Here is a 23,227-nt window from a genome sequence, read left to right on the forward strand (position 1 = left end):
GTTGTTTGCTCCCCGGGGCACGGCACTGGTTGCATCTGCGCGGTGAACGAGGAGTTCCGCCGGTTGTGGGCGGCGTACGCGGTCAGCGCGTACGGGTCTGCCCTGGGGTTCGGCGCGCTGCCGATGGTCGCCGTGCTGGTGCTGCACGCCGGTCCCGCCGAGGTCTCCGCGTTGTCGGCGATCGGCCCGCTGGTCGGCGCGATGGTCGCGCTGCCCCTCGGTCCCCTGGTGGAGGCCCACCGCAAACGGACCGTGCTCATCGCGACGGACCTCGCCCGGTTCGTGGCCCTCGGCTCGATCCCCGTCGCCTACGCCCTCGGCCGGCTCGGCTTCGCACAACTACTGGTGGTGTCGGCGTCGGTCGCGGCCGCGCGCATCGCGTTCCAGGCCGCCAGCGGCGCGCTCCTCCGCACGCTCGTGCGCCCCGGCGACCTGCTGCACGCCAACGCGCGCTTCGAGTCGACCACCTGGAGCGCCATCGCGGTCGGGCCACCGCTCGGCGGCGCGGCCGTCGGCGCGTTCGGGCCGATGACCGCCGTCGTGGTCGATGCCGTCAGCTACCTGCTGTCCGCGGTCGGCATCAGGACCATAGGTGACGGGTCTCCGCACGCCGGTTCCCAGGGTGCGACCCGCGTCCGGGCCGGCGACCTGCTCGACGGGTGGCGGCACCTGCTCGCCCACGCCGGCCTGCGGCCGCTGTACCTGAACCACCTGCTCGTCGCCGGGCTCATCATGGCCATCGAGCCGCTGCTGGCCGTGCTGATGCTCGGTCACCTCGGCTTCGCGCCGTGGCAGTACGGGCTGGCCTTCGCGGTCCCCTGCCTCGGCGGGCTCGTCGGCTCGCGGCTGGCCCGCCGCGTCGTGGCGCGGTACGGCCGACCGGAGGTCCTGCGGACCGTCGGCGCGCTGCGCGCGGTGTGGCTCATCGGCCTCGCGTTCGTCACACCGGGTACCCCGGGTCTGCTCACCGTCATCGCCGTCGAACTCGCGACCGTCGTCTCGATGAGCCTGCACAACCCGGTCGTGGCCACCTACCGCCTCGAGCACACGCCCGCCGACCTCGTCGCCCGCACCCTCACCGCGTGGTCGGTCGGCAGCGGTGTCGCGATCGCGGTGCTCACCGCGCTCGGCGGTCTGCTCGCCGCCGCGACCGGTCCGCGGGTGGCGATCGCGGTCGCCGGCGGGCTGATCCTCACGAGCCCGCTGCTGCTGCGCGGGCGTACCTTCGCCGGATGAGGATTCCCCGGACGCTGGCCGACTCGCACGAGCAGTTCTTCGGCGCCGCCGGCCGGGCCTGGATCGCGGCGCTGCCGGCGCTGGCCGACGCGTCCCTGCGGCGGTGGGACCTGACGCCCGACGGCCCGCCGGGCCACGGTGCCGTCGCGCTGGTGCTGCCGGTGCGCCGGGCCGACGGCACGCCCGCCGTGCTGAAGCTGCAGCCGGCCGACGACGAGACCGGGGGCGAGCCGGCCGCGTTGCGTGCCTGGGCCGGCCGCGGCGCGGTGCGCCTGCTGGAGCACGATCCCGGCACCGGGACGATGCTGCTGCAGCGCCTCGACGCCGGCCGTTCCCTCGGCGTGCTGCCCGACGACCTGCGGGCGTTGCGGATCCTCACCGGGCTGATGGCCGACCTGCACGCGGTCCCCCCGCCGGCCGGACTCCGACGGCTGGGTGACGTGGCCGCGGACCTGCTCGCCCGCGTGCCGGCCGCCGTCGCCCGGGTCGGCGACCCGACCCTGATCCGCAGGTGCGCCGCGGCCGTCGCCGACCTCGTCGACGAACCCGGCGACCGCCTGCTCCACTGGGACCTGCACTACGACAACGTCCTCGCCGCGCTCGACGACCCCGACCGCTGGCTGGCGATCGACCCGAAGCCCCTGGTCGGCGACCCCGGGTTCGACCTGCTGGCCGCCCTCCACAACCGCTGGGACGACGTCGTCGCCACCGGGGACGTGCCGCGGGCCGTCCGCCGGCGCTTCGACCTGATGACCGAGATCCTCCACCTCGACCGGCAGCGGGCGGTCGGCTGGACGCTGGCGCGGATCCTGCAGAACGAGGTCTGGCTGGCCGAGGGCGGAGACCTGTGGAGCAGCGGACCCGACCGGGCGATCGCCGCCGCACTGGCGGGGCCCGCACCCGGTCTCGCGGGGCCCGCACAGGGTTGAGCGCCCGATCCGCGGGCAGAATGGTCTGATGGCGATCCGACTCCCCGCCCCCGAGACCCTCGTCGACCGCGCCGTGTCCACGGCGGGCCGGGCCGTGGCCACCGCGGCGGCGCTCGCGTCGGCCCCCGGCCGCCTGCTGAGGCTGCTCGACGAGGGCGAGGTCCTGCTGGTGAGGATCGCCGCCGTGGTCGACGCGGCCGAGAAGACCGTCGACGACGTGCGCACCGTCACCGCGTCCGCCGCCACCGTGGCCCAGGACGCCGCGCAGACCTCCGCCGAGGCCGGCAAGCTGGTCGGCGAGGTCGCCCGCACGTCGACGGCGGCGCAGGCGCTGGTGAGCCAGATCGGCCCCGACGTGCACGAGCTGCTCGGCGTCACCCGTGAGGTCCAGCAGGCGATCGTCGGCCTGCCCGGCTTCGGAATGCTCCGCCGCCGCGGCGAGGACCGCACCACCGACTGACAGCGGTTCGGCCCGATGTCGAGCGGCCGTGGACATTCGAGACCAGTGAAGTCGATCATGAGGCTGGGCGGCCGACGGAACCCTGATCCCGAAGCTCTCTCAAACCCTCGTCCGTGGCGCCCGTACGGCTGACGCCGCGCGGCGCAGGGCGGCCACCGTGGCGGCCACGGCCGGGTTGCGGAGTCCCGCCGAGCGGACGACCGCGTACACGTCGAACGCGGGTGGGGGTGGGGGAAGCTCGCGCACCGCGACCCGGTGCCGGTCGGCCATCAGCGCGACGTGCGGGACCAGGGCGACACCCGCGCCGTGGGCGACCAGTGCCACGATCATCGCGAGGCCCTCGAACTCCCACCGGACGGCCGACCTGCCCCCGGCGCCGAGCAGCCGGTCGAGCACGTGGCCGGTCGGGTCGGGTTCCGGCACGCTGATCCAGGTCTCCGACCGGAGGTCCGACAGCGGTTCGGCCGGGTCGGCGAGTCGGTGCCCCGGCGGCACGGCCAGCACCAGCGCGTCGCGGTACAGCCGCACGCGCGTGACGCCGTCGTCGGGTGGGCTGGCGCGCCAGTCGATGCCGAGGACGATGTCGACCTCGCCGGAGCGCAGCTCGTTCAGGTCGCCCTCGGCCGACCCCTGCCGCACGACCAGCGACAGGTCCGGATAGCCGGCGAGGTGACCGGTCAGCGCCGGCGCGAACGCCACCGCCGCCGCCGGGAACGCGGTGACGACGACGCGGCCGGCCGGGGTGGCCGCCCGGGCCGAGACGTCCGCCTCGGCCTCCTCCACCGCGGCGAGGATGCGGGCCGCGTGCGCGGCCAGGCGCCGTCCGGCGTCGGTGAGCCGGGCGCTGCGCGCCGTGCGGTCGAGCAGCGCGGCACCGGCCTCGCGTTCCAGCGTCGCCAGCTGCTGCGAGACGGCCGACGCGCTGTAGCCCAGCGCCACGGCGGTCTCGGCGATGGTGCCGCGGCGGGCGAACTCGTCGAGCAGCCGCAGCCGGGTCAGGTCGAGCATCGGCTCAGCTTATGCTCGGCAACGCACTTCGCCGCTTGTGCCGGCGCATCCGCGCGCCGGAGGCTGGGGCGTGCCCTACCGCCCCTACCGCCAGGTGTTCGCCGCACCCGGCACCGTCGTGGTCGCGGGCGCCGGCGTGGTCGCGCGCACGGCGCACTTCATGACGCTGCTCGGCGTGGTGCTGTTCGTCTCCGCCACCACCGGGTCCTACGGGCTGGCGGGCGCGGTGTCGGCCGCGTACGCGCTGGCGTACGCCGCGGTCAGCCCGCTCACCAGCCGGCTCGTCGACCGGCTCGGCCCGCGCCGCGTCCTGGCGGCCACGGTGTCGGCGCACGTCGCCGCCCGCGCGGCGATGCTCGCCGCCGCCTGGTGGCCGGCGCAGGGCTGGGCCGTGGTCGCGCTCGCGGCCGCCACGGGCGCCAGCATGCCGGCGGTCGGGCCGCTGGCCCGGGCCCGGTGGAGCGCGCTGTACCGCGGTACGCCGTTGCTGCATCCCGCGCTGTCGTTCGAGTCGGTGATGGACGAGGCGATCCTGGTGGTCGGGCCGGTCGCGGTCACGGTGCTGGCGACGTCGGTCGACCCGGCGGCGGGGCTCGTCGCGGCGCTCGTGCTCGCGGTCGGCGGGCTGGGCACGCTCGCGGTCACCGCCGGGCCGGCGGCACCCGCGCCGGTCGCGTCGGTCGCGTCGGTCGCCCCGCCCGGCGGAGGGCTCGCCGCGGTGGTCGCCCTGGTCGCGATGGTGTCGGCCGCGACGGTCACGATCGAGGTGACGGTCGTCGCGTTCGCGGGCCACCGCGGGGTGACCGGCGTGAGCGGCTGGATCCTCGCCTCGATGGCGTCGAGCAGCACGCTGTGCGGCCTGTGGTACGGCGCGCGCCGATGGCGCCGGCCGCCCGCGCACCGTCTCATGTGGACGGTCAGCCTGTTCGCGGCGGCCAGCCTCGGTTTCGTGGCCGCACCCGGCATCGCCGCGTTGTTCGCGGCGGCCGTCCTCTGTGGACTCACGCTCGCCCCGATCGTCATCGACGGCTTCGCCACCGTGCACGACCTCGTACCCGCGCACCGCCTCACCGAGGGACTCACCTGGATGAGCACCGCCGCCGGGGTGGGCATCGCGGTCGGCTCGGCGGTGGCCGGACAGGCCATCGACGCGTGGGGAACCACCGCGACGTTCGCGCTCGCGAGCGGGTGCGCGGCCGCCGCGGTCCCGTTGACCTGGTTGCGCCGCCGTTAGGGTTGATCTCATGGAGCTCGTTGCGCACAACCCGACCGACGGCGTCTACCCGGCCACCGACGACTACGTGCACGCGATGGAGGTACGCGGCGCCGGGCGTCTCCTGTTCGTGGCCGGCACGATGGGGCTCGACGCCACCGGCACCCCCGGCGCGACGCTCACCGAGCAGCTCGAGCTGATCTGGTCGAACATCCGGGTGATCCTCGCCTCGGCCGGCATGACCGTCGACAACGTCGTGCGCCTCACGAGCTACCTGCGCGACGCCTCGTACGCCGAGGCCAACGCCGACGCGCGGGTCAAGGCGCTGGGCGGCCGGCCCGTGCCCACCACGGCGATCGTCGCGCAGACGCTCGTCAGCGACTGGATGGTGGAGATCGAGGTCATCGCCGCGGACTGAGCCCGGCGAACCGCCGCCGACGGGCCAGCCGCGGGAATGACAGTCCCGCGGGCGATGCGGCCGCGTGGCGGCGCCCGGCAGGGTGTGCGGCATGGAGCTGCGGGGCATGGAGCTGCGGGGCATCGGCAAGTGGTACCGGCGGCCGGTCCTGCGCGACGTGCACCTCGCGGTGCGTCCCGGCGAGGTCGTCGCCGTCATGGGTGGCAACGGCGCCGGCAAGTCGACGCTGCTGCGGATCGCCGCCGGTCTCTGCCGGCCCAGCGCCGGACGCGTGACCGGCCGGCACGCACCGCTCGGCTACGTGCCCGACCGGTTCGCCGCCCACCAGCAGCTGTCGGCACTGGGCTACCTGACCCACCTCGGACGGATCCGCGGCCTCGACCGGGCCACGGCCCGCAACCGGGGGCACGCCCTGCTGGAGCGGTTCGCGCTCGTCGGTGGCGGCGGGTCGGCGCTGCGCATGCTGTCCAAGGGGAACCTGCAGAAGGTGGCGCTCGCGCAGGCGGTGCTGGTTCCGCCGCGGCTGCTCGTCCTCGACGAGCCGTGGGCCGGCCTCGACGCGCCCGCGCAACGGGTGCTCGGCGAGGTGGTCGCGGAGGTGGCAAACGCCGGCGGCGCGGTGCTGCTCACCGACCACCGCGCGGACCTGGTCGCCGCCACCGCGACGCACGTGCACCACCTCGTCGACGGGCGGCTGTCGTGACCGCCCTGACCCGGTACGCGCTGAGCCTGCTCGGCCGCGGCCAGACCTACGTGCCGCCGCTGCTCCTGTACGCCGCCGCGGTCGTCGTGCTCACCACCAACGACCTCGGTCCGCTCGCCGGCACGTACGCCGCCTGCGCGTTGACCCAGTTCGCCTGCCTGGTCTGGCTGACGGTCGCGGTGGTGAACGCGCAGACACCGACCCAGCGCGCGGTCACCACGGTCGCGGCCGGGTCCGACCGGCGGGTGCTGCTCGCCGACGTGCTCGCGGCGACCGTCCTCTGTGGACTGCTGACCGTGGTCGGGCTGGTGTACCCGGTGTTCAGCGGCGAGCACGAGGTCACGGCGGCGGCCGTGGCGGTCGGTGCCCTGGCGCAGGTGACGTGCGGGGTCAGCGGCATCGCGTGCGGGCTGCTGTGCGCTCGGCCGGTGGTGCCGCGCGCCGGGTACGCCGTCGTGCTGGCGCTGGCCCTGACGGGCGGGACGGTCGTCGCGGCGCTGCCGCCGGTCGGGCCGGTGGTGCGGCTGCTGAGCGGCGACGAGCAGCCGGGTGGCGCACTCGTCCTGTACGCGGCGGCCGCCGTGGCGCAGGTGGCGGTCGCGTTCGCGGTCGCGCTCACGGTGTCCCGGCGCCGCTCCTGACCAGGCCGCCCTCGTACGCGGCGATCACCAGCTGCGTGCGGTCGCGGGCGTCGAGCTTGGTGAGCAGGTGGCTCACGTGCGACTTCACCGTCGCCAGGCTCACCCGCAGCCGCCCGGCGATCTCGGCGTTGGACAGCCCGCGGGCGACGAGCACGAGGATCTCCCGCTCCCGGTCGGTGATGCCGGTGAGCGCGGGCGCGTGCACCGGTTCGTGGTGGCGCACGAACTCGTCGACGAGCCGGCGGGTCACCGTGGGCGCGAGGAGCGCCTCGCCGGCGGCGACCACGCGGATGGCGGCGAGCAGGTCGGCCGGTGGCGTGTCCTTGAGGAGGAAGCCGCTGGCGCCGGCGCGCAGGGCGGCGTACACGTACGAGTCGAGGTCGAACATCGTCAGCATGAGGACCCGCACGTCGGTGGTCTCCGCGCAGATCCGGCGCGTGGCCGCGATGCCGTCGAGGTCGGGCATCCGCACGTCCATCAGCACCACGTCGGGCCGGGTCGCGAGCGCGAGGTCGACGGCGGCCAGTCCCGTGCCGGCCTCGCCGACGACGGTGAGGCCCGGGTCGCTGTCGACGAGGACGCGGAAGCTGCCGCGCAGCAGCGCCTGGTCGTCGGCGACGAGCACCCGGATCACCGTACGCCCCCGTACGGAAGGCGCGCGGCGACCCGGAACCCGCCACCGGGCCGCGGACCGGCGGCCAGCGTGCCACCGTGGACCGCGACCCGTTCACGCATCCCGAGCAGCCCGTACCCGTCCGCGCCACCGCCACCGGCGCCACCGCCGTCGTCGACCACCTCGACCGTGAGGGCACCATCGACCGCCGCGACCGTGACCCGGCACCCGGCCGGCGCCGCGTGGCGGACCGCGTTGGTCAGCGCCTCCTGCACGATGCGGTACACGGTGAGCCCGAGCACCTCGGGCAGCCCGTCGACGCCGTCGAGCCGCGTCGTCACCCGCAGGCCGGCCTGCTCCGCCTGCGCGGCCAGCCGGGCGAGGTCGGCCACGCCGGGGGTCGGCGCGAGCTGGTCGTCGGGCTGCGTCCCGGCGCGCAGGACGCCGAGCAGCTGCCGCAGCTCGGTCAGCGCGCCGCGGCTCGCGGTCTCGATGACCCGCAACGCGTCGCCGGCCTCCTCCGGCCGGCTCGCCACGACGTGGTTGGCCACGGCCGCCTTCACGGCGATCACCCCGATGCTGTGCGCGACGACGTCGTGCAGTTCGCGGGCGATCCGCAGCCGTTCGCGCATCACCGCCCGCTCGGCCAGCCCGTCGGCGGCGCGGGCCGCGTACGCCCGACGCTCCCGGACGGCGGTGCCGAGCATCCACGCGCCGACGACGAGCACGGCGCCCACGAGCAGCAGCCCCGGGCCGCTCCACCACCAGTACGGCCACGGCCCGGTCGGCGCGCCACCGACGACCGCCGCCACCCCGACCACCGCGACGGCGACAGCGGCCTGCGCCGCCCGTCCCGGCCGGGCCAGCGACACCGGGTACACCGCCACCGCGGCCGCCACGAACGGGTCGCGCACCGCACCGAGCCCGAGGGCGAACGCCGACGCGACGAGCACCACGAGCAGCACCGGCACGGGCCACAGCCGCCGGACCGCCAGCGGCAGCCCGGTGGCCGCGATCAGCAGGTCGGCCGTCGGCCCCGACAGCTGCGGGCCGTGGACCCCCGGCAGCACCGGCGACGCGTGCCGGAGCGCCGCCGACACCGCCACGTACCCGACGGCCACGGCGACGTCGGCCGCCACCAGCCGCCGGTCGTCGAGCGGCCGCGCGAACAGCGCGAACGCCTCCGACCCGACCATCCGACGACCCTAACCGCCCGGCCCGTGGCCGACGTCATCCGCAGGACCATCATCCGACGGGAGGAGCCACCCCGAACGGGTTGTCGATGACGTAGCGCCACACGCCGTCGTCGCCGCGGCGGGCCACGTCGGTGGCCGTGCCGGACAGGTCGACCGGGAAGCCCTGGCGGCTGGTGCCCGTCATCGACCAGTCGACGATGAGCAGCGCGATGTCGCCCGCCACGTACGCGTGCCGCACGGAGACGGTCATCGGCAGGCCGAAGCCCAGCAGGTGCTCGTGCGCGGGGATCCGTTGTGCCGCACCGGCCAGCGGTGTGCCGGGCCGCGGTACCAGGACGGCGTCGGGTTCGTAGCAGCGGTCGAGAGCGACCGCCGACGCGGAGGCGAAGGCCTTTTCGTACGCGGAGACGAGTGCATGTGTCATGCCCTCCCAGTAAAACATCAGCTCCAGTGGCGCTCGAAGACGATCCGGTGCCGGTCGCCGGGGAGCACGTTCACCGCGCACTGCACCGGACGGCCGCTTTCGGTGTAGCCGGTGTCGAAGTGCACCGCGACGGGCGTGCCGGGGCCGAGGCCGAGCCGGTGCACCTCGTCGGGCGTGGGCATGCGGACGAAGATCTCGTCGATGGCCCGGTGCTGCGCGTATCCGAGTTCGGCGAGCACGCGGTCGGTGCCGCGGGCCAGGTAGGCCGGCAGCATGATCTCGGAGTCGCGCACGAGGTCGATCGGGAAGTGCGAGTCGTTGATGTTCGTGGGCTCGCCGTTGATGTAGCGCACGCGGCGGCGGGCGACGACCGTCGCCGACGGGTCGAGCCGGAGGCGTTCGGCCAGGTCGGCGCCGGCCTCGATCAGCGCGACCTCGATGGAGTACGACGGCGTTCGTCCCGTCGCGGCGATCTGCTCGGAGAACCGGTCCATCTCCGGCACGGCCGGACGCGGCCGCGACTTCTCCTGCGGCCGGTAGACCATGTGCTCGCGCTCGCGCACGAAGTAGCCGCGCGGCCGCCGCGCCACGATCAGCCCCTCGCCCACCAGCACGCCGAGCCCGGCCCGCACGGTCTGCCGGGCCACGCCGAACTGGTCGGCGAGGTCGTGCTCGGTGGGCAGCTGGTCGCCGGGCCGCAGCACGCCGGTCGCGATGCGGCCGCGGAAAGTCGCCGCGATCCTCTGGTACGCGGGTGCCTCCATGCGGCACACTCTAGATTGTCTAGTCAATTCGAACAAAGGGGAACCGCCGTGGTCGAGGAGCTCGGGGAGCTGGTGTCGGTCGAGTCGCCGTCCGCCGACGAGCAGGCCCTGTCGAGGAGCGCCGATGCCGTCGCCGAGCTGGGCGCGCGCCACCTCGGCAGCCGGCCGGAGCGCCACGGCAACCACCTCGTGTGGCGCCACGGCCCCACGAAGGTCCTACTCCTCGGCCACCACGACACGGTCTGGCCGCTCGGCACGCTGGCGCGCTGGCCGTTCACCGTCACGGGCGGCCGCGCCACCGGCCCCGGTTGCTTCGACATGAAGGCGGGCCTCGTGCAGCTCGTCCACGCGCTCGCCACGCTCACCGCGCTCGATGGGATCACCGTCGTGGTCAATGCCGACGAAGAGCTCGGCTCGCCGTCGTCGCAAGGGCTCATAGGTGACGCGCTACGCGGCGCGACGTGCGCACTCGTGTTGGAGCCCAGCGCCGGTGGCGGGGCACTGAAGATCGCGCGGAAGGGTATCGCCCGGTACCGGCTGGAGGTCACGGGGCGGGCCGCGCACACCGGGCTGGACCCGGAGAAGGGCGTCAACGCCGCGGTCGAGCTTGCCCACCAGACGATCGCCGTCGCCTGGCTCGGTGCCGGCGACACCACCGTGACGCCCACCGTCCTCACGGCCGGCACCACCACGAACACGGTGCCGGCCAGCGGGAGCCTCGCCGTCGACGTGCGTGCCTTCGAGGAGACCGAGTTCGCCCGCGTCGACCGGGCCCTGCGGGCGCTCCGACCGCGCGTGCCCGGCACCAGACTCGAGGTACACGGCAAGGTACACAGGCCGCCACTGTCCCCGTCATCCAGCGCTTTTCTGTTCCAGACGGCGGGTGACGTCGCCGCGGACCTGGGCCAACGACGGCCCGAGGGCGCCGCTGTCGGCGGCGCCTCCGACGGGAACGTCACCGCGAGCCTCGGCGTGCCGACCCTCGACGGCCTCGGCGCAATCGGCGGCAACGCGCACGCCGAGGGCGAGTGGGTCGACCTGGCCGCGATGCCCGGGCGGTCGACGCTGCTGGCCGCACTGGTGACCCGCCTGCTGCGACGATGAGAGCCGTGTACTGGGAGTGGCGGCCGTTCCGGGATCCCGACCGGTTCTGGGACTGGGCGATGGACCCGCACGCCGACCTCGACCACGACACCGACCTCGACCTGCACGACGTCCGGTTCCTCGACCGCCTCGTCGCCGCCGCCGACCGGGCCGACTGCCCGCACGGTGAGGAGTGCTGCCACATCCTCGAGGACTTCACGCCGCGGCTGGCGGTGCACGGGTCGCCCACCGACGTGGTGGCCCTGCGGGCGGCGATCGCCCGCGCCGCGGACGGCGCACTCCCCCGCGTGCGGCGCTGGGCCGCGTACGCCACCCGGTTGCTGAGCTACCGCGGCCCGGTGGGTCGCGTGAACCGGGCGCTGGCCGAGCAGATGGCCGCCGACCTGCTGTCACGGCCGGGGCACACGCCGCCCGCACTCCTCGTGGAGACGGCGGCCAACGGACGGCTGTGGCTGTGCCGCTCGCACACCCGGTTCCTGTACGTGAGCCGCCGCACCGGCGCCTGGCGGCTCGCCGCCCATTCCCCACTGTCCGACACCGACCTGCGCGACCTGCGCTGAGGCACGCGCCCGCGGCGCCCCGGTCGTCGCCGCCGTCGTGAGCGCCCCACGGCGCGTCGATCTTGCAGTCGTGGCCGCACCTATGTGCGGATATTTCATGCTTCGGGTGGGGCCACAACTGCAAGATCGAGGGCGGATGACCGCGGCCACGGCGGGGTCGCCCGGGTGCGCGATGCCCAGCTCCTCGATCGCCTTTCCGGTGAGTGCCCGGCGAGACCGCGGCGGCCCGCTCGGCGGCGAGCTTCCGCGCGGTCGGGTCGCCGGGCCAGGGCCCGGTGGGCGGCGCCGGCCGGTCGCCCGGGTCCACCACGATCGCCGTCGAGAGGTCGCTCGCCGAGGGCTACGACGCCGACATCGCGCTCGTCGACCCCGACCGCACCTGGACCGTGCGCGCCGCCGACTCCGAGTCGGCGCAGGAGTACACGCCGTTCGAGGGCTTCGAGCTGACCGCCGCCGTGACCGACACGTTCCTGCGCGGGCAGCACGTGCTGGAGGCCGGCAAGGTCGTCGGTGACCCGCAGGGGCAGTACCTGCGCCGGTCATGACGCGCTCCTACCTGTACGTGCCGGGCGACCGGCCGTCCGCTCTCGCCAAGGCGCACCTGCGGGGCGCCGACGCCATCGTGGTCGACCTCGAGGACGCGGTGCCGCCGGCCGGCAAGGCGGCGGCCCGCGCGGCGGCGGCAGAGTTCGTCGCCGACCCGCCGCCGGGCGTGCGGGTCTTCGTGCGGGTCAACAGCGACTCGCTCGACGAGGACATCGCGGCCGTCGTGGTCGGGCCCGGCCTGGCCGGAATCTGGGTGCCCAAGGCGGATCCCGACCTGCTGGCGGCCGCCGGCCGGGCGCTCACCGCCGCGGAACGCCGGGTCGGTCTGACGGTCGGCGCGCTCACGCTGGTCCCGTTGATCGAAACCGCACGCGGGGTACTGGACGTGCGGCAGATCGCCGCGGGGCCGCGCGTGCTGCGGCTCGGCATCGGCGAGGCCGACCTGGCCGGCGAGCTCGGCATGCAGCGCGACCCCGGCACCGGCGACCTGCCCGACGGGTTCGCCGCGATCCGCGTCCAGGTCGTCGTCGCGTCGGCGGCCGCCGGGATCACCGCACCGGTCGGACCGGTGGAGACCGCGCTGCGTGACCCCGCGCGCCTGGAACGCACGACGCGGCTGCTGCTGCGGCAGGGGTTCCGGGCCCGGAGCGCGATCCACCCGGCGCAGCTGGAGACGATCAACTCGGTGTTCACCCCGTCACCCGACGAGGTCGACGCCGCGCGGCGGGTGATGGAAGCGATGTCGCGGGCCGACGCGGCGGGTTCCGGGGTGGCCGTCGACGCCGACGGGCGGTTCCTCGACCGCGCCGTGGTGCGCGCGGCCGCGGAGGTGCTCTCGCGTGTCGGTTCTGTCCAAGACCCCGCCGACGGCCGCTCGTAGGCTGGGCCCATCACCGATCTTCGAGGAGCAATCACGTGCGCGAGCTGGTCTACACCGGGTTCATGTCGCTTGACGGGGTCGTCGACTCCCCCGGTGGTACGGAGGAGGGGCACCGCAGCGGCGGCTGGGTGGTCAAGGACCTCGAGTTCGTTCCGGAGGCGTGGTCGCTGAAGGCCGAGGAGCTCGCCGACACGACCGCGTTGCTGTTCGGCCGCCGCAGCTATGAGGCGTTCGCGCCGTTCTGGCGCGAGTCGGAGGACCACGCCGCCTACAAGGAGCTGCCCAAGTACGTCGTGTCGACCACGCTCGCCGACGACGCCCTCGTCGACGGCTGGGGCCCGACGACGATCCTGCGCTCGTCCGACGAGGTGGCCGAGCTCAAGAAGGGCGAGGGCGGCGGCATCTTCATCCACGGAAGCGCCGAACTGGCCCGCCGCCTGTCGGACGCCGGCCTCATCGACCGCTACAACCTGCTGGTGTTCCCGGTGCTGCTCGGCGGCGGCAAGAGCCTGTTCAGCACCGCCGACAAGGACAAGCAGATGCTGCGGCTGCGCGAGTCCGAGGTCTACCCGAACGGCATCGTCAAGATGATCTACGAGGTCCGCTGACCCGACGCCAGCACGGGGGCGGGGCGGGGGCGCTCCCGCTCCCCCAGCGCGATGGGGCCGCCCATGCCCTCGCGCTCCCCCAGCGCGAGCGCGATGGGGCCGCCCGTGCCCTCGCGCAGCTCGCCGGCCGTGCGGCCGACGTACCGGCGCAGCGACCGGGCCAGATGCGGTTCGTCGAAGAATTCCAGCCCGGTGACCACGTCGGCCACCGGCACCCCACCCGCCAGGGCCCGGGCGGCCAGCCTCGCCCGCTCGATCTGCCGCACCGCACCCTGGGTGAGCCCGGTCGCGGCCCGGAACCGCCGCTCGACGGTGCGCTCGGTGACGGCCGGACGCTCACCCCGGCGCACCGCCGTGACCAGCGGGTCCCGGACCACGGCACCCGCACGGACGAGCCGCCCGACCAGCGCCTCCGCGTCGTCGGGGCCGGGAGTCTCCCAGCGCGCCCCGTCGAGGCGGAACGTGCGGCGGGTGGTGTCGGGAAGTTCGACCCCACCGCCGACCAGCGTGGGCGTGGGCAGCACCCGCAGCGATGTGCCCACCGCGAACTCGATGCCGACGAACGAGACGCCCTCCGGCACCGGCGCCGTGCCCGACGCGGTCTCCGGCCCGGAGACGGTCGCGTACGCGTGCCCCTCCCGCTCGAAGAACACCAGGCCCCAGCACACCGCCGCGACCGAGGTCATCCGCGTGACCCGCTCGCTCGTGCACGTCCACACGGTGTCGACCCACGGCGAGTCGGACCCACGCGTCGCGAACCGGAGGTTCACGTCAGCGGCCCTCGACGAGCCGGGCGAGCCGCTTCGGCGCCTGGATGCGGTAGCTGTCGGTGAGCAGTTCCTCGACCTCCTGCCAGTCGGTGGCGGCGGTGAGCACCAGGCCGATCACGTTGGTGCCCCAGCCCGGCCGGTAGAACGGGAAGCCCACCGCCGACAGGCCGGCCACGTCGTCGTCGGGGACGCGGAAGGACACCACGTCGAGCCGGTCGTGGCCGGGGAAGACGCGCGCCGCGTCGGACGTCGGGTGGCCCGCACCTTTCCCGGGTGGGACCGGCTCCACCGAGCAGGCGTGGGCGAACGTGCGTTGACGCACGCGCCAGCGCACACCCACCCACGCCGGCTCCTCGTGGACCTCGGGCAGGCTTCCGCAGATCGCCCGCAGCCGGTCTTCGACCTCGGGCGGCACGTCTCCGGCCATGGACCCACCCTCTCACGGGGGTCCGACAGTTTCAGGACGCGCTGGCGACCTTCCACAGGTGCCCGTCCGGGTCGGAGAAGGTACCCGAGTAGCCGCCCCACTGCGCCGCTTCCGCGGGCTTGATCACCGTGGCGCCGGCGGCCTCGGCCGCGCCCAGGACCTCGTCGACCTCGCTGCGGGACTCGGTGAGGTAGTGCAGCGAGAAGCCGCGGAAGCCGGTCCCCTCCGCAGGGACCCCGGCGTCGGCGGCCACCGCGTCCCACTCGTACAGCGCGAGCTGTGAACCGCCGCCACCGGGCGTGACCCGGGCGAACCCCGGGTAGTCCTGGTCGAGCGAGCAGCCGAGACCCTCGACGTAGAACTTCTTCGCCCGGTCGATGTTGGCGACCCCGAGCATGACGACGCTGACCTGCAATGACATGACCGGCTCCTGACGTTCGCGGTTGACACTGCTCACGGTAGGAGCGGGCGGGAGGCCGTGCTTCTCGATTCCTGACCGGATCCACGCCGGCGCCGGGAGGCGGCGCGGGTCAGTGCTGCGGATCGGGGCCGGGTGCCGGTGCATTGGGGTCCGTGGACCCCCACACCGGCCCGCCGCCGTAGCCGTAGCCGCCGTGCCCACCGGGACCGGCGTAGCCCCCGGCCGCGCCGTACGCGCCGTACTGGTTCGGCGGCATCGGGGGGTATCCGGGCTGGTGCGGCATCATGCCGGCCTGCATGGGCGACTCGTTGCGCAGGATCGTCTCCAGCTCGCCCTCGTCGAGGAAGATGCCCCGGCACTGGTCGCACCGGTCGAGCTGGATGCCGCTGCGGGGATAGGTGCGCATCGGCCCGTGACACCGCGGGCACTGCATGGAGGGATGGGTCACGCCGGCTCCTGACCTGGATGCGAGGGCTTGAGCGTAGCGCCCCCGCGCCCCTCGACGGGCTATCGTCGGATCGCCATGCCAGCCTCGCACTTCAGCCCCCTGGGCTACACGCGCCTGCGGTGGGTCACGCTGCTCGTCGGCATCGCGATGCTCGTGGTCGGGCTGTCGGCGGCGTACGGGCCGTTCGAGCGCAGCCGCGAGTTCCGGCAGGCGGTCGAGTGCGACTGCTTCGACCGCGAGGCGGCCACGATCGTCGGCCGGCGCGAGTTCACGACCACCTCGATCGTCACCGACGCCAACGGCGGCCAGTACGCGCACGACGTCACCCACTACGAGCTGACCTGGGAACGGCCCGGCGGCGGCCGCACCGTGCGCGACGTGTCGAAGGACGTCTACGACCGGACGAGCGACGGCGGCCGGCTCGACCTGCGCACCTGGCGGGGCGAGGTGGTGGGCGTGGAGGCGGACGGTGCCGTCCAGCTGTTCCTGCCCGAACCCGGCCGGCGGATGGTCACCTGGTTCTGGGTCGCCTGGTTCGGCCTCGGCGCGCTCCTGTGGGCCGTGCTGTTCGGCTGGTGGGACGGGTTCGCCTGGGTCGGCGGGCGGCTGCTCGCGTGGGCGTTCCTCGCCTGGGTGCTGGGCAGGCTCGGCTCGGAGGCCGTGATCGAGGGTTTCGACACCGGGTGGGCGCTCGCCGGTGACGTGGCCGGGTTGGTCTGCGCGTTCCTGCTGGCCGGTTTCATCCTGGTCGTCATGACCGGGTACGGCGCACAGCAGCGGTTCGGGGAGGAGCCGCGGTGACCGGACCGCTGGTGACCGTCGGCACGGGTCCCGGCGGGCGTCCGGTGGTCGTCGACCTCGACGCGACGCCGCACGGGGTGATCGTGGGTGCCACCGGCTCGGGCAAGACGGAGCTGGTGCGGTCCATGGTGTCCGGGCTCGCCGCCGCGTACGGGCCGGACACCGTGACCGTCGCCCTCACCGACTACCTGGGAACCGCCACGTACCGGCCCCTGGAGAACCTGCCGCACGTCGCCGCCGTGATGACCGACCTCGCCGAGGACCTGTCTCTGTTGGACCGGTTCAGGCACGTCCTGATGGGCGAACTGGAACGGCGACGGACCCTGGCGGCACCGGGTCCTCGTCTCCTGGTCGTCTGCGACGACGTCGGCGAACTGCTCGCCGCCGACCCCGGGGTCCTCGAGGTGTTCGCGCGGATCGGCCGGGCCGGCCACCCGCTGGGTGTGCACCTCCTCCTTGCCGCGCAACGCCTGGAGGAGGGCCGGCTGCGCGGTCTCGACCGGCACCTGTCGTACCGGATCGCGCTGCGGACGTTCTCCCGCCGCGAGAGCACCGCGCTGATCGGCGTGCCCGACGCCGCGGAGCTACCGCCCGAGCCCGGCGCCGGCTACCTGCGGCGGTCGTGCACGATCGAGCCGTTCCGGTCGGTCCTCGCCGGCGCGCCCGCGCCCCGGGCCGGCCCGCCGGCGCGCCGGATCTGGCTCGCGCCGCTCACTCCGTCCACAATGGACAGCTCGCTGCTGACGAACGCCCGCCCGTTGCGCGTGCCGGTGGCGGTGCTCGACCGGCCGTTCGAGCACCGGCAGGACCCCATGTGGCTGGACCTGTCCGGCCCGCCCGGCAACCTGGTCGTCGTCGGCGACACCGGCTCGGGCAAGACGACCCTGCTGCGGACGTTCGTCGGCGCGCTCGCGCGGACCCACCCACCCCGTCACGTCCGGTTCCACCTCCTCGACGGCGGCGACGGCCTGTCCCCGCTGCGCCATCTGCCCCACGTGACCGGCGACGGCGACGCCCCGGGCACGATCGCCCACCTGCACGGCCTCCTGTACCACCGGCGCGACGCGTTCCGCCGCCGCGGCATCGCCCACTACGGCCAGGTCCGCCGCCGGCCCGACCGCGACCGTACGGACGAGTACGGCGACGTGTTCCTGGTCGTCGACGGGCACCCCCTCCCCGACGACCCGATGGTCGCCGACCTGGCACGGCAGGGCCCGCCGCACGGCATCCACCTCGTCGTCACCTCCCCCACCTACGCCGAGGTGCCGGACGCGCTGCAACCGTTCCACGCGGTCGTGGTCGAGCTTCGCCTGCGTGACCCGGCCACCTCGCGGGCCGGGCGGCGGCTCGCCGGGCGCTCCCGGTCCCACGGACCCGGACGCGGCCTGACCCCCGAAGGCCTGCACTTCCAGACCACCCTGCCCACCTCCACCCGCTAGCGCGCCCAGCCCGCCCGCCCGACGCCGCCCGCCCGCCCTTTCCGCCCGCCGATCTTGCAGTTGTGGCCGCACCTAAAACACCACATGTCACCACATAGGTGAGGCCACGACTGCAAGATCGGCGCACACCTCGGCGGGCCGCCCCGGCGGCGCGGGTGCGGCGGGGACGTTCGGGTCGGTGCTCCGGCCGACCGGGCGACCCGCCGCCCGCCCGGCGACCGGTAGCGTCGGCGTGTTTGGGCAGCTCAGCGACGGAAGGCGGCAGGCTCATCGGTGACGTGACGGTGACCGTGCTGGGTCCGCTCGCCGCCCGGGTCGGTGGTCGCACGGTCGACCTGGGCGGGCCGCGTCAGCGGGCGGTCCTCTCGCGGCTGGCGGTCGCCGGTGGCGACGTGGTGTCGACCGACCGGCTCATCGACGACCTCTGGGACGAGGAGCAGGCGCCGGCGAAGAAGCTGGCCGTGCTGCAGGTGCTCGTGTCGAACCTGCGGCGCGTCCTGGAGCCCGGACGGGTGCGCCGGGCACCGGCGACCGTGCTGGTCAGCGCGCCACCCGGATACGCGCTGAAGCTGCCGACCGCGGCGGTCGACGCGTGGCACTTCGACCACCGGGTCCGGCACGCGCTGACCGGGAACCTCCCGGAACACCGGCACCGGTCGCTCACGGAAGCGCTCGACGGATGGTCCGGGCCGCCGTACCTCGAGGTGGCCGACGCGTCGTGGGCGGCACCCGAGGTCGCCCGGCTCACCGAACTGCGGCTCGCCGCGATCGAGGCCCGCGCCGACGCCGACCTCGCCCTCGGCCGGCCGGCGGCCGTCGTCCCCGACCTGGAGCGGCTGCTGCACGACCACCCCGGCCGCGAGGAGGCGGTGCGGCTGCTCGTCCTCGCGCTCTACCGCGGCGGACGGCAGGGCGACGCCCTCGGAACGCTCCGCCGCGCCCGCGCGTACCTGGCCGACGAGCTCGGCGTCGACCCCGGGCCGGCCCTGCAGGCACTCGAAGCCGACGTGCTCGCCCAGTCACCCGTCCTGGCCCCGGCGGCAGTGCCCCGCTCAGCGCGTCACCTCGACATACCCACGGCCGTGAGCGACGGACCGACCGCGCTCGGACGCGGACCCGAACTGCGGGCGATCGCCGCCGCCGCCGACGAACCCGGCGCCCGGATCGTCTGGATCGTCGGCGAGGCCGGCGCCGGCAAGACGACCCTGGCCGAGGCGGCGCTGGCCGACCTGGCCGGACGCGGCTGGCGCACACTGCGCGGACGCTGCCCCGAAGTGGCCGGCGCCCCGCCCGGCTGGGCCTGGTCGGAGATCCTCGGGGGTGACCTGAACGTCGGCGACCGCACCCCGTTCCACCTCGGCAACGCCGTCGCCGACGCGCTCGACGCGAAGACCGTGGTGCTGCTGGAGGACGCCCACCGCGCCGACGACCTGACGCTGCAACTGCTCCGGCAGGTGCTGTCGCGGCGCGACCTGCTGGTGCTCGCCACCTACCGCGGCTCCGACGTCGGCGACGAGCTCGCCGCCACCATCGACGCCCTGCTCGCCGCGACCGCCGCCCACCTGCGGCTGGAAGGGCTCGACGCGCCCGCGGTGGCCGCGCTCGCCCGCCGGCACGGCATCGAGGATCCGGCCACCGTCGCGATGCTCGCCGAGCGCACCGGCGGCAACCCGCTGTTCGTCCGCGAGCTGGCCCGGCTCATCGCCGCGGAGGGCACGTCGGCGGCCCGCACCGCCGTGCCGACCGGCGTGCGCGAGGTCCTGCGCCGACGCGTCGCCCGGCTGCCCGGCGCGACGACCACCGCGCTGCGCCAGGCGGCCGTGCTCGGCCGGGACGTCGACGTCGACCTGCTCGCCCGGGTGGCCCGGCGCTCCGGCGACGACCTCCTCGACGCGCTCGAAACCGCCGTGCTGGCCGGGCTGCTCGACGAACCGGTGCCCGGACGGGTGCGGTTCGCGCACGCGCTCGTCCGCGACACGCTCTACGACGACACACCGCTGCTGCGCCGCACCCGCCTGCACGCGGCGGCGCTCACGGAGCTGAGCGGCACCGGCGACGCGGCGACCCTCGCCTACCATGCCGCCGCGGCGGCCGGGCCCGCGAACGCCCATGAGGCCGTGCCGTACGTCGTCGGCGCGGCCCGCGACGCCGAGGCCGTCGGCGCGTGGGGCGAAGCCGCCCGTCAGTGGACGTCGGCGCTGCGCCTGCACCAGCTGGCCGAACGCCACTCCGGCGGCGCCGCCGACCGGCGGGCCGCGCTGGTCGGCCTGCTCATCCCGGCGGTCACCGCGCTCGCCCGGTCCGGCGACACCACGCGTGCCCGCGAGCTGTACGTGAAAGCGGCCGCCCTGAGCCCTGACGTGCTCTGCGCCTGGGACGCGCCGCTGATCTGGTCCACCCGCCCGGGCGGGCCCGACGACCACATCCTGGCGACGGCCCGCGCGCTGCTCGACGGACAGCCGGACGACGCCACGGCGGCGCGCCTGCACCTCGCCGTCTTCCGGGAGACCGAGGGCGTCGACGTGCCCGCCGCGATCGCGGCCACCGGAGCCGCCCTCGCCCTCGCCCGCCGGGTCGGCGACCCCCGCCTGCTGTGTGCCGCGCTGAACGCCCGCGCCTACGTGGCCCTCGGGCCCGACCTGGTCGCCGAGCGCCGCCCCGTGGCCGAGGAGCTGCTGCGGGTCGCCGCCGCGTCGGGGCAGACCGACCACGAGGCGGTCGCGCACTGGCTGCTGTTCCTGGAGTCGGCCTCGCGCGCCGACCTGCCGGGTGCGCTGGCCGAGGTGGCGACGGCCGTCGAACGCGCCGGCACCGGCCAGCTGGGTCAGCTGCTGTCGGTCGTGGCGATCTTCGGTGCGTTGCTGGAACTGCTCGCCGGCCGTCCCGACGAGGCGCTGGCCCGGTACGAGACCGTGTCCCGCCAGCTCACCGAGCACGGCGCCGTCCACGGTGCACTGATGGCGACCGTCGGCCGGATCAGCGTCGCGATGGCCCGCGGCGACCTGTCGCCGGTGTGCGCGGAGATGGTGGAGATCGACCGCCGCTACCCGAAGGGCGTCACCGACGCGCTGGTGCTCTCACTGCTCGACGCCGGCCGCGTCGACGAGGCCCGCGCCGCCTGGGCCGGCCGCGCCGACGTCGCCCGCGACTACTACTGGCTCGCCTGGACCACCATGCGCGGCCACGCCGCCGCCCGCCTCGGGGATCTCGACGCCGCCCGGTCCCTCTACGCCGACCTGCTCCCGTTCGCCGGCCGCGTCGCCGGACTCGACTCGGGCACGCTGAACGGCGGTCCGGTCGACGAGGCGCTGGCGGCCCTGGCCGACGCGCTCGGGCGTCCCGCGGCGGCGTCCGCGCACCGCGAGGCCGCCGCGGACCTCAGGGTCGAGGTCGCGGCGGCTCTCAAAGCGGGGTGACGCACGTGAGCGCGCGTCCATCAGGTCGCGTCGGCCTGCCGGCACGCGGGCTCAGGCGGTCCCGAACACCCTGCGCTCACGACGGCGGAACATCACCGGCATCACCTTCACCATGAGGCGCAGCGGTAGGCCGCCCTCGGCGAGCATCACCTGGGTCTCCTCCGGGGTGGCGACCGCGATCACCCGCGGCGCCTCGAACGACATCTTCGCGCCCCGGCCGCGCACGCCCTCCTCGACCGTCGCCCAGTCGGCGACCGACATGTACTCCCGGATGAGCGGCACGATCGTGCGTTCCTCGTCGGCGATGTGCTCGTGCAGCGTGTCGCGGATGTCGGCCATGTCGGCGGCGAGCGCGGCCGGGACCTCGCCGGTGGCCCGGAGGGCGGCCGCTCCGGCCCGTACCCGGTGCAGCTTCGGGTCGAGCACGGCGTGGTCGTCGGTCAGCTCGGTCAGGTCGACGTGCGGGCCGGCGGACTCCTCCAGCACCGGCCACAGGATGTCGTCCTCGGCGCTGTGATGGTGGTGGATGGAGTCGCACAGGTCGTCGATGTACCCGGCCACGGCGGCGGCCCGCTTCGGCGCGAAGCGGCTGTGGCCGGCGACGAGCGCGGTCACGCGGTTCAGGTCGCGCAGCATGGCGCGGTGGGCCAGCAGCAGGCCGAGCGGCTCGGGCTTCGGGTCGCCGGGGCGGCGCGGGGTCACGGTCATCGGTCTCACACTCCACTGAGGACGGTCGGGCGGCGGCTGTCGGAGACGGCCCTGATCATGAGGACACCGACCACCGCGACGGTGAGGCCGCGCGGAACTCGACGAGGAGGCCGGTGAACACCGGGAACGGCACGAACATGAGCAGCCCGACGACGGCGAGCCACACGAACGTGCCCGGCGGTCAGCGCCGCCACGGAGTGCGACTCCCCGTCGACGATGGGGTTGGTCATGGCTCTGCTGGACATCTCGGTGTTCCCTGGTTCCCTGTTGGTGCGGTGTCCGACGCCACCTAAGGTCGGGCACCGCACTTCCAGGCCACCGAACGGCGACTTAAGAGCGGGCGACAGGGAAGGGGGTCGGCATGACGGTCCGGCAGCTGCGGCTCGTGGTGGAGGCGGAGGACTACGACGCGGCGGTCGCGTTCTTCCGGGATGTGCTGGGGATGGCGGAGCAGGAGGCGTACACCACCGGTGACGCCCGGGTCGCCATCCTCGACGCCGGCCGGGCCACGTTGGAGATCGCCAACCCGGCGCAGAAGCGCTACATCGACGAGGTCGAGGTCGGGCGCGACGTGGCGCCGCAGCTGCGGGTGGCGTTCGAGGTCGACGACGGCCCCGCCGTGACCGCCCGGCTGGTCGCCGCCGGCGCGACCCAGGTGGCGCCGCCGACGGTGACGCCGTGGCGGTCGGTCAACTCGCGCCTGGAGGCGCCGGCGGGCCTGCAGATCACCGTGTTCCAGGAGCTGTTTGACGGTGACCGGCCCGGGTAGGCGGTCACGGTCAAGGAAAGCGGAGGTGTGAAGTGTCGACATCGAAGGTCCAGGGCCGGGTCGCGGTCCTGGTCGCCAATGAGGGCATCGAGCAGGTCGAGCTGACCGAGCCGTGGAAGGCGCTCGAGAACGCCGGCGCGCGGCCGGAGCTGATCGCGCCGAAGGGTGGCGAGGCGCAGGCGTTCAACCACCTCGACAAGGGTGACGCGTTCCCGGTCGACCGCACCGTCGCCGAGGCCGACCCGGACGACTACATCGGGCTGGTGCTCCCCGGCGGCGTGGCGAACCCCGACGCGTTGCGGATGGACAAGGACGCGGTGGCGTTCGTGCGGGCGTTCGTGTCCGCCGGCAAGCCGATCGCGGCGATCTGCCACGCGCCGTGGACACTCGTCGAGGCCGACGCCGTCCGCGGCCGCAGGCTCACGTCGTGGCCGAGCCTGCAGACCGACGTCCGCAACGCGGGCGGGAACTGGGTCGACGAGGAGGTCGTCACCGACCGGGGGCTGGTCACCAGCCGCAAGCCGGACGACCTGCCGGCGTTCTGCGCCAAGATGCTCGAGGAGTTCGCGGAGGGCCGGCACCCGGTCCACTAGCGTCCTGAATCGCAGGTTCGCGCGCAGTCGTGGATTGGGCAAAGCCGACATTTCAGATCGGACGGACCCCGCCGCCACTGTCCGTCACCGCAAACCTGCCCACCAGGTCTGTGCCGGTCGCCTTGATCGTTG

General features: G+C 74.7%; 26 protein-coding genes and 1 pseudogene. 17 read left to right on the forward strand and 10 right to left on the reverse strand.

The genetic code is table 11. The features are described 5' to 3' along the window. Nucleotides 1-42: 42 nt before the first annotated feature. From Voc01_RS42310 to Voc01_RS42320, 3 genes are read left to right on the forward strand one after another with little or no spacing between them, the layout of a single operon-like run. Nucleotides 43-1,236 carry an MFS transporter gene (locus Voc01_RS42310; RefSeq protein ID WP_203933371.1) on the forward strand — a complete coding sequence of 398 codons (1,194 nt, stop codon included), beginning with the start codon at nt 43-45 and terminating at the stop codon, nt 1,234-1,236. Then, complete coding sequence (locus Voc01_RS42315; RefSeq protein WP_203933372.1) at nt 1,233-2,165, forward strand: aminoglycoside phosphotransferase family protein; 933 nt, start codon at nt 1,233-1,235, stop codon at nt 2,163-2,165. The genes Voc01_RS42310 and Voc01_RS42315 overlap by 4 nt, the downstream gene beginning before the upstream one ends. A 28-nt stretch (nt 2,166-2,193) precedes the next feature. Continuing rightward, nucleotides 2,194-2,625 (forward strand): hypothetical protein, encoded by a 432-nt coding sequence (locus Voc01_RS42320; protein ID WP_203933373.1) that lies wholly within the window; start codon nt 2,194-2,196, stop codon nt 2,623-2,625. A gap of 99 nt (nt 2,626-2,724) precedes the next feature. Here the strand turns inward: Voc01_RS42320 and Voc01_RS42325 are convergent, their stop codons facing one another. Next, nucleotides 2,725-3,633, reverse strand: a complete 909-nt coding sequence (locus Voc01_RS42325) for a LysR family transcriptional regulator (protein ID WP_203933374.1) — start codon at nt 3,631-3,633, stop codon at nt 2,725-2,727. A gap of 70 nt (nt 3,634-3,703) precedes the next feature. Here Voc01_RS42325 and Voc01_RS42330 point away from each other — a divergent pair, with 70 nt between their 5' ends. From Voc01_RS42330 to Voc01_RS42345, 4 genes are all read left to right on the forward strand, one after another. Continuing rightward, nucleotides 3,704-4,867, forward strand: coding sequence for an MFS transporter (locus Voc01_RS42330; RefSeq protein ID WP_203933375.1), 1,164 nt, complete (start codon nt 3,704-3,706; stop codon nt 4,865-4,867). A 10-nt stretch (nt 4,868-4,877) separates the two neighbouring features. Beyond that, a complete protein-coding gene (locus tag Voc01_RS42335) occupies nt 4,878-5,264 on the forward strand; it encodes a RidA family protein (RefSeq protein WP_203933376.1) in 387 nt (128 codons plus the stop codon). A gap of 91 nt (nt 5,265-5,355) precedes the next feature. Further along, nucleotides 5,356-5,967, forward strand: a complete 612-nt coding sequence (locus tag Voc01_RS42340) for an ATP-binding cassette domain-containing protein (RefSeq protein ID WP_203933377.1) — start codon at nt 5,356-5,358, stop codon at nt 5,965-5,967. Further along, complete coding sequence (locus Voc01_RS42345) at nt 5,964-6,608, forward strand: hypothetical protein (RefSeq protein ID WP_203933378.1); 645 nt, start codon at nt 5,964-5,966, stop codon at nt 6,606-6,608. Before Voc01_RS42340 ends, Voc01_RS42345 begins: the two co-directional genes overlap by 4 nt. On the opposite strand, the gene Voc01_RS42350 is transcribed toward Voc01_RS42345, so the two are convergent. Genes Voc01_RS42350 through Voc01_RS42365 form a run of 4 tightly spaced genes read right to left on the reverse strand, consistent with a single transcriptional unit; the run spans nt 6,583 to nt 9,605 of the window. Continuing rightward, nucleotides 6,583-7,242, reverse strand: coding sequence for a response regulator (locus tag Voc01_RS42350; protein ID WP_203933379.1), 660 nt, complete (start codon nt 7,240-7,242; stop codon nt 6,583-6,585). The two genes, Voc01_RS42345 and Voc01_RS42350, sit on opposite strands and share 26 nt — an antisense overlap. After that, a complete protein-coding gene (locus Voc01_RS42355) occupies nt 7,239-8,417 on the reverse strand; it encodes a sensor histidine kinase (protein WP_203933380.1) in 1,179 nt (392 codons plus the stop codon). The genes Voc01_RS42350 and Voc01_RS42355 overlap by 4 nt, the downstream gene beginning before the upstream one ends. A 49-nt stretch (nt 8,418-8,466) precedes the next feature. Further along, nucleotides 8,467-8,841, reverse strand: a complete 375-nt coding sequence (locus tag Voc01_RS42360; RefSeq protein ID WP_239160890.1) for a YybH family protein — start codon at nt 8,839-8,841, stop codon at nt 8,467-8,469. Nucleotides 8,842-8,858: 17 nt separating this feature from the next. Continuing rightward, the gene (locus Voc01_RS42365; RefSeq protein WP_203933382.1) at nt 8,859-9,605 is read right to left on the reverse strand and encodes a GntR family transcriptional regulator; all 747 of its coding nucleotides are present in this window, start codon (nt 9,603-9,605) and stop codon (nt 8,859-8,861) included. Nucleotides 9,606-9,653: 48 nt separating this feature from the next. Between Voc01_RS42365 and Voc01_RS42370 the strand changes: the two genes are divergently transcribed. From Voc01_RS42370 to Voc01_RS42390, 5 genes are all read left to right on the forward strand, one after another. Then, nucleotides 9,654-10,709 carry a M20 family metallopeptidase gene (locus Voc01_RS42370; RefSeq protein WP_239160891.1) on the forward strand — a complete coding sequence of 352 codons (1,056 nt, stop codon included), beginning with the start codon at nt 9,654-9,656 and terminating at the stop codon, nt 10,707-10,709. Then, a complete protein-coding gene (locus Voc01_RS42375) occupies nt 10,706-11,269 on the forward strand; it encodes a hypothetical protein (protein ID WP_203933384.1) in 564 nt (187 codons plus the stop codon). The genes Voc01_RS42370 and Voc01_RS42375 overlap by 4 nt, the downstream gene beginning before the upstream one ends. 203 nt (nt 11,270-11,472) lie before the next feature. Continuing rightward, nucleotides 11,473-11,814, forward strand: coding sequence for a hypothetical protein (locus tag Voc01_RS53650; protein WP_239160892.1), 342 nt, complete (start codon nt 11,473-11,475; stop codon nt 11,812-11,814). Beyond that, nucleotides 11,811-12,695, forward strand: coding sequence for an HpcH/HpaI aldolase/citrate lyase family protein (locus tag Voc01_RS42385; RefSeq protein ID WP_203933385.1), 885 nt, complete (start codon nt 11,811-11,813; stop codon nt 12,693-12,695). The genes Voc01_RS53650 and Voc01_RS42385 overlap by 4 nt, the downstream gene beginning before the upstream one ends. Before the next feature lie 35 nt (nt 12,696-12,730). Beyond that, a complete protein-coding gene (locus tag Voc01_RS42390) occupies nt 12,731-13,303 on the forward strand; it encodes a dihydrofolate reductase family protein (protein ID WP_203933386.1) in 573 nt (190 codons plus the stop codon). Nucleotides 13,304-13,383: 80 nt separating this feature from the next. On the opposite strand, the pseudogene Voc01_RS42395 reads toward Voc01_RS42390, so the two are convergent. The 4 genes and pseudogenes from Voc01_RS42395 to Voc01_RS42410 form a co-directional block, all read right to left on the reverse strand. Beyond that, nucleotides 13,384-14,073 (reverse strand): annotated as a pseudogene (locus Voc01_RS42395) (helix-turn-helix domain-containing protein); the annotation flags it as partial. Between the two features lies 1 nt (nt 14,074). Then, on the reverse strand, nt 14,075-14,500 hold the full coding sequence (locus Voc01_RS42400; protein ID WP_203933388.1) for an MmcQ/YjbR family DNA-binding protein: 426 nt from the start codon (nt 14,498-14,500) through the stop codon (nt 14,075-14,077). Between the two features lie 31 nt (nt 14,501-14,531). Further along, nucleotides 14,532-14,921 (reverse strand): VOC family protein, encoded by a 390-nt coding sequence (locus Voc01_RS42405; protein WP_203933389.1) that lies wholly within the window; start codon nt 14,919-14,921, stop codon nt 14,532-14,534. Between the two features lie 109 nt (nt 14,922-15,030). After that, nucleotides 15,031-15,354: a TFIIB-type zinc ribbon-containing protein gene (locus Voc01_RS42410; RefSeq protein ID WP_203933397.1), complete on the reverse strand. Its 324-nt coding sequence runs from the start codon at nt 15,352-15,354 to the stop codon at nt 15,031-15,033. A gap of 90 nt (nt 15,355-15,444) precedes the next feature. Here Voc01_RS42410 and Voc01_RS42415 point away from each other — a divergent pair, with 90 nt between their 5' ends. The 3 genes from Voc01_RS42415 (at nt 15,445) to Voc01_RS42425 (ending at nt 21,025) form a co-directional block, all read left to right on the forward strand. Then, the gene (locus Voc01_RS42415; RefSeq protein WP_203933390.1) at nt 15,445-16,170 is read left to right on the forward strand and encodes a hypothetical protein; all 726 of its coding nucleotides are present in this window, start codon (nt 15,445-15,447) and stop codon (nt 16,168-16,170) included. Then, nucleotides 16,167-17,609: an FtsK/SpoIIIE domain-containing protein gene (locus tag Voc01_RS42420; RefSeq protein ID WP_203933391.1), complete on the forward strand. Its 1,443-nt coding sequence runs from the start codon at nt 16,167-16,169 to the stop codon at nt 17,607-17,609. The genes Voc01_RS42415 and Voc01_RS42420 overlap by 4 nt, the downstream gene beginning before the upstream one ends. A 236-nt stretch (nt 17,610-17,845) precedes the next feature. Beyond that, on the forward strand, nt 17,846-21,025 hold the full coding sequence (locus tag Voc01_RS42425) for an ATP-binding protein (RefSeq protein ID WP_239160894.1): 3,180 nt from the start codon (nt 17,846-17,848) through the stop codon (nt 21,023-21,025). Nucleotides 21,026-21,076: 51 nt separating this feature from the next. On the opposite strand, the gene Voc01_RS42430 is transcribed toward Voc01_RS42425, so the two are convergent. Continuing rightward, on the reverse strand, nt 21,077-21,733 hold the full coding sequence (locus Voc01_RS42430) for a hemerythrin domain-containing protein (RefSeq protein ID WP_203933392.1): 657 nt from the start codon (nt 21,731-21,733) through the stop codon (nt 21,077-21,079). A gap of 361 nt (nt 21,734-22,094) precedes the next feature. Between Voc01_RS42430 and Voc01_RS42435 the strand changes: the two genes are divergently transcribed. Both Voc01_RS42435 and Voc01_RS42440 read left to right on the forward strand, forming a co-directional pair. Continuing rightward, nucleotides 22,095-22,502, forward strand: a complete 408-nt coding sequence (locus Voc01_RS42435) for a VOC family protein (protein ID WP_203933393.1) — start codon at nt 22,095-22,097, stop codon at nt 22,500-22,502. A gap of 32 nt (nt 22,503-22,534) precedes the next feature. Further along, nucleotides 22,535-23,095: a type 1 glutamine amidotransferase domain-containing protein gene (locus tag Voc01_RS42440; RefSeq protein ID WP_203933394.1), complete on the forward strand. Its 561-nt coding sequence runs from the start codon at nt 22,535-22,537 to the stop codon at nt 23,093-23,095. Nucleotides 23,096-23,227: the final 132 nt, after the last annotated feature.

This window comes from Virgisporangium ochraceum (genome assembly GCF_016863655.1).
Classification (GTDB): Bacteria; Actinomycetota; Actinomycetes; order Mycobacteriales; family Micromonosporaceae; genus Virgisporangium; species Virgisporangium ochraceum.

Bases quoted from the DNA above. Each gene is read 5' to 3' on its own strand.
- Voc01_RS42315 (WP_203933372.1), top strand. From the start codon at position 1,233: ATGAGGATTCCCCGGACGCTGGCCGACTCGCACGAGCAGTTCTTCGGC.
- Voc01_RS42320 (WP_203933373.1), top strand. From the start codon at position 2,194: ATGGCGATCCGACTCCCCGCCCCCGAGACCCTCGTCGACCGCGCCGTG.
- Voc01_RS42325 (WP_203933374.1), bottom strand. From the start codon at position 3,633: ATGCTCGACCTGACCCGGCTGCGGCTGCTCGACGAGTTCGCCCGCCGC.
- Voc01_RS42335 (WP_203933376.1), top strand. From the start codon at position 4,878: ATGGAGCTCGTTGCGCACAACCCGACCGACGGCGTCTACCCGGCCACC.
- Voc01_RS42340 (WP_203933377.1), top strand. From the start codon at position 5,356: ATGGAGCTGCGGGGCATGGAGCTGCGGGGCATCGGCAAGTGGTACCGG.
- Voc01_RS42355 (WP_203933380.1), bottom strand. From the start codon at position 8,417: ATGGTCGGGTCGGAGGCGTTCGCGCTGTTCGCGCGGCCGCTCGACGAC.
- Voc01_RS42360 (WP_239160890.1), bottom strand. From the start codon at position 8,841: ATGACACATGCACTCGTCTCCGCGTACGAAAAGGCCTTCGCCTCCGCG.
- Voc01_RS42365 (WP_203933382.1), bottom strand. From the start codon at position 9,605: ATGGAGGCACCCGCGTACCAGAGGATCGCGGCGACTTTCCGCGGCCGC.
- Voc01_RS42375 (WP_203933384.1), top strand. From the start codon at position 10,706: ATGAGAGCCGTGTACTGGGAGTGGCGGCCGTTCCGGGATCCCGACCGG.
- Voc01_RS42385 (WP_203933385.1), top strand. From the start codon at position 11,811: ATGACGCGCTCCTACCTGTACGTGCCGGGCGACCGGCCGTCCGCTCTC.
- Voc01_RS42400 (WP_203933388.1), bottom strand. From the start codon at position 14,500: ATGGCCGGAGACGTGCCGCCCGAGGTCGAAGACCGGCTGCGGGCGATC.
- Voc01_RS42405 (WP_203933389.1), bottom strand. From the start codon at position 14,921: ATGTCATTGCAGGTCAGCGTCGTCATGCTCGGGGTCGCCAACATCGAC.
- Voc01_RS42410 (WP_203933397.1), bottom strand. From the start codon at position 15,354: ATGCAGTGCCCGCGGTGTCACGGGCCGATGCGCACCTATCCCCGCAGC.
- Voc01_RS42415 (WP_203933390.1), top strand. From the start codon at position 15,445: ATGCCAGCCTCGCACTTCAGCCCCCTGGGCTACACGCGCCTGCGGTGG.
- Voc01_RS42430 (WP_203933392.1), bottom strand. From the start codon at position 21,733: ATGACCGTGACCCCGCGCCGCCCCGGCGACCCGAAGCCCGAGCCGCTC.
- Voc01_RS42435 (WP_203933393.1), top strand. From the start codon at position 22,095: ATGACGGTCCGGCAGCTGCGGCTCGTGGTGGAGGCGGAGGACTACGAC.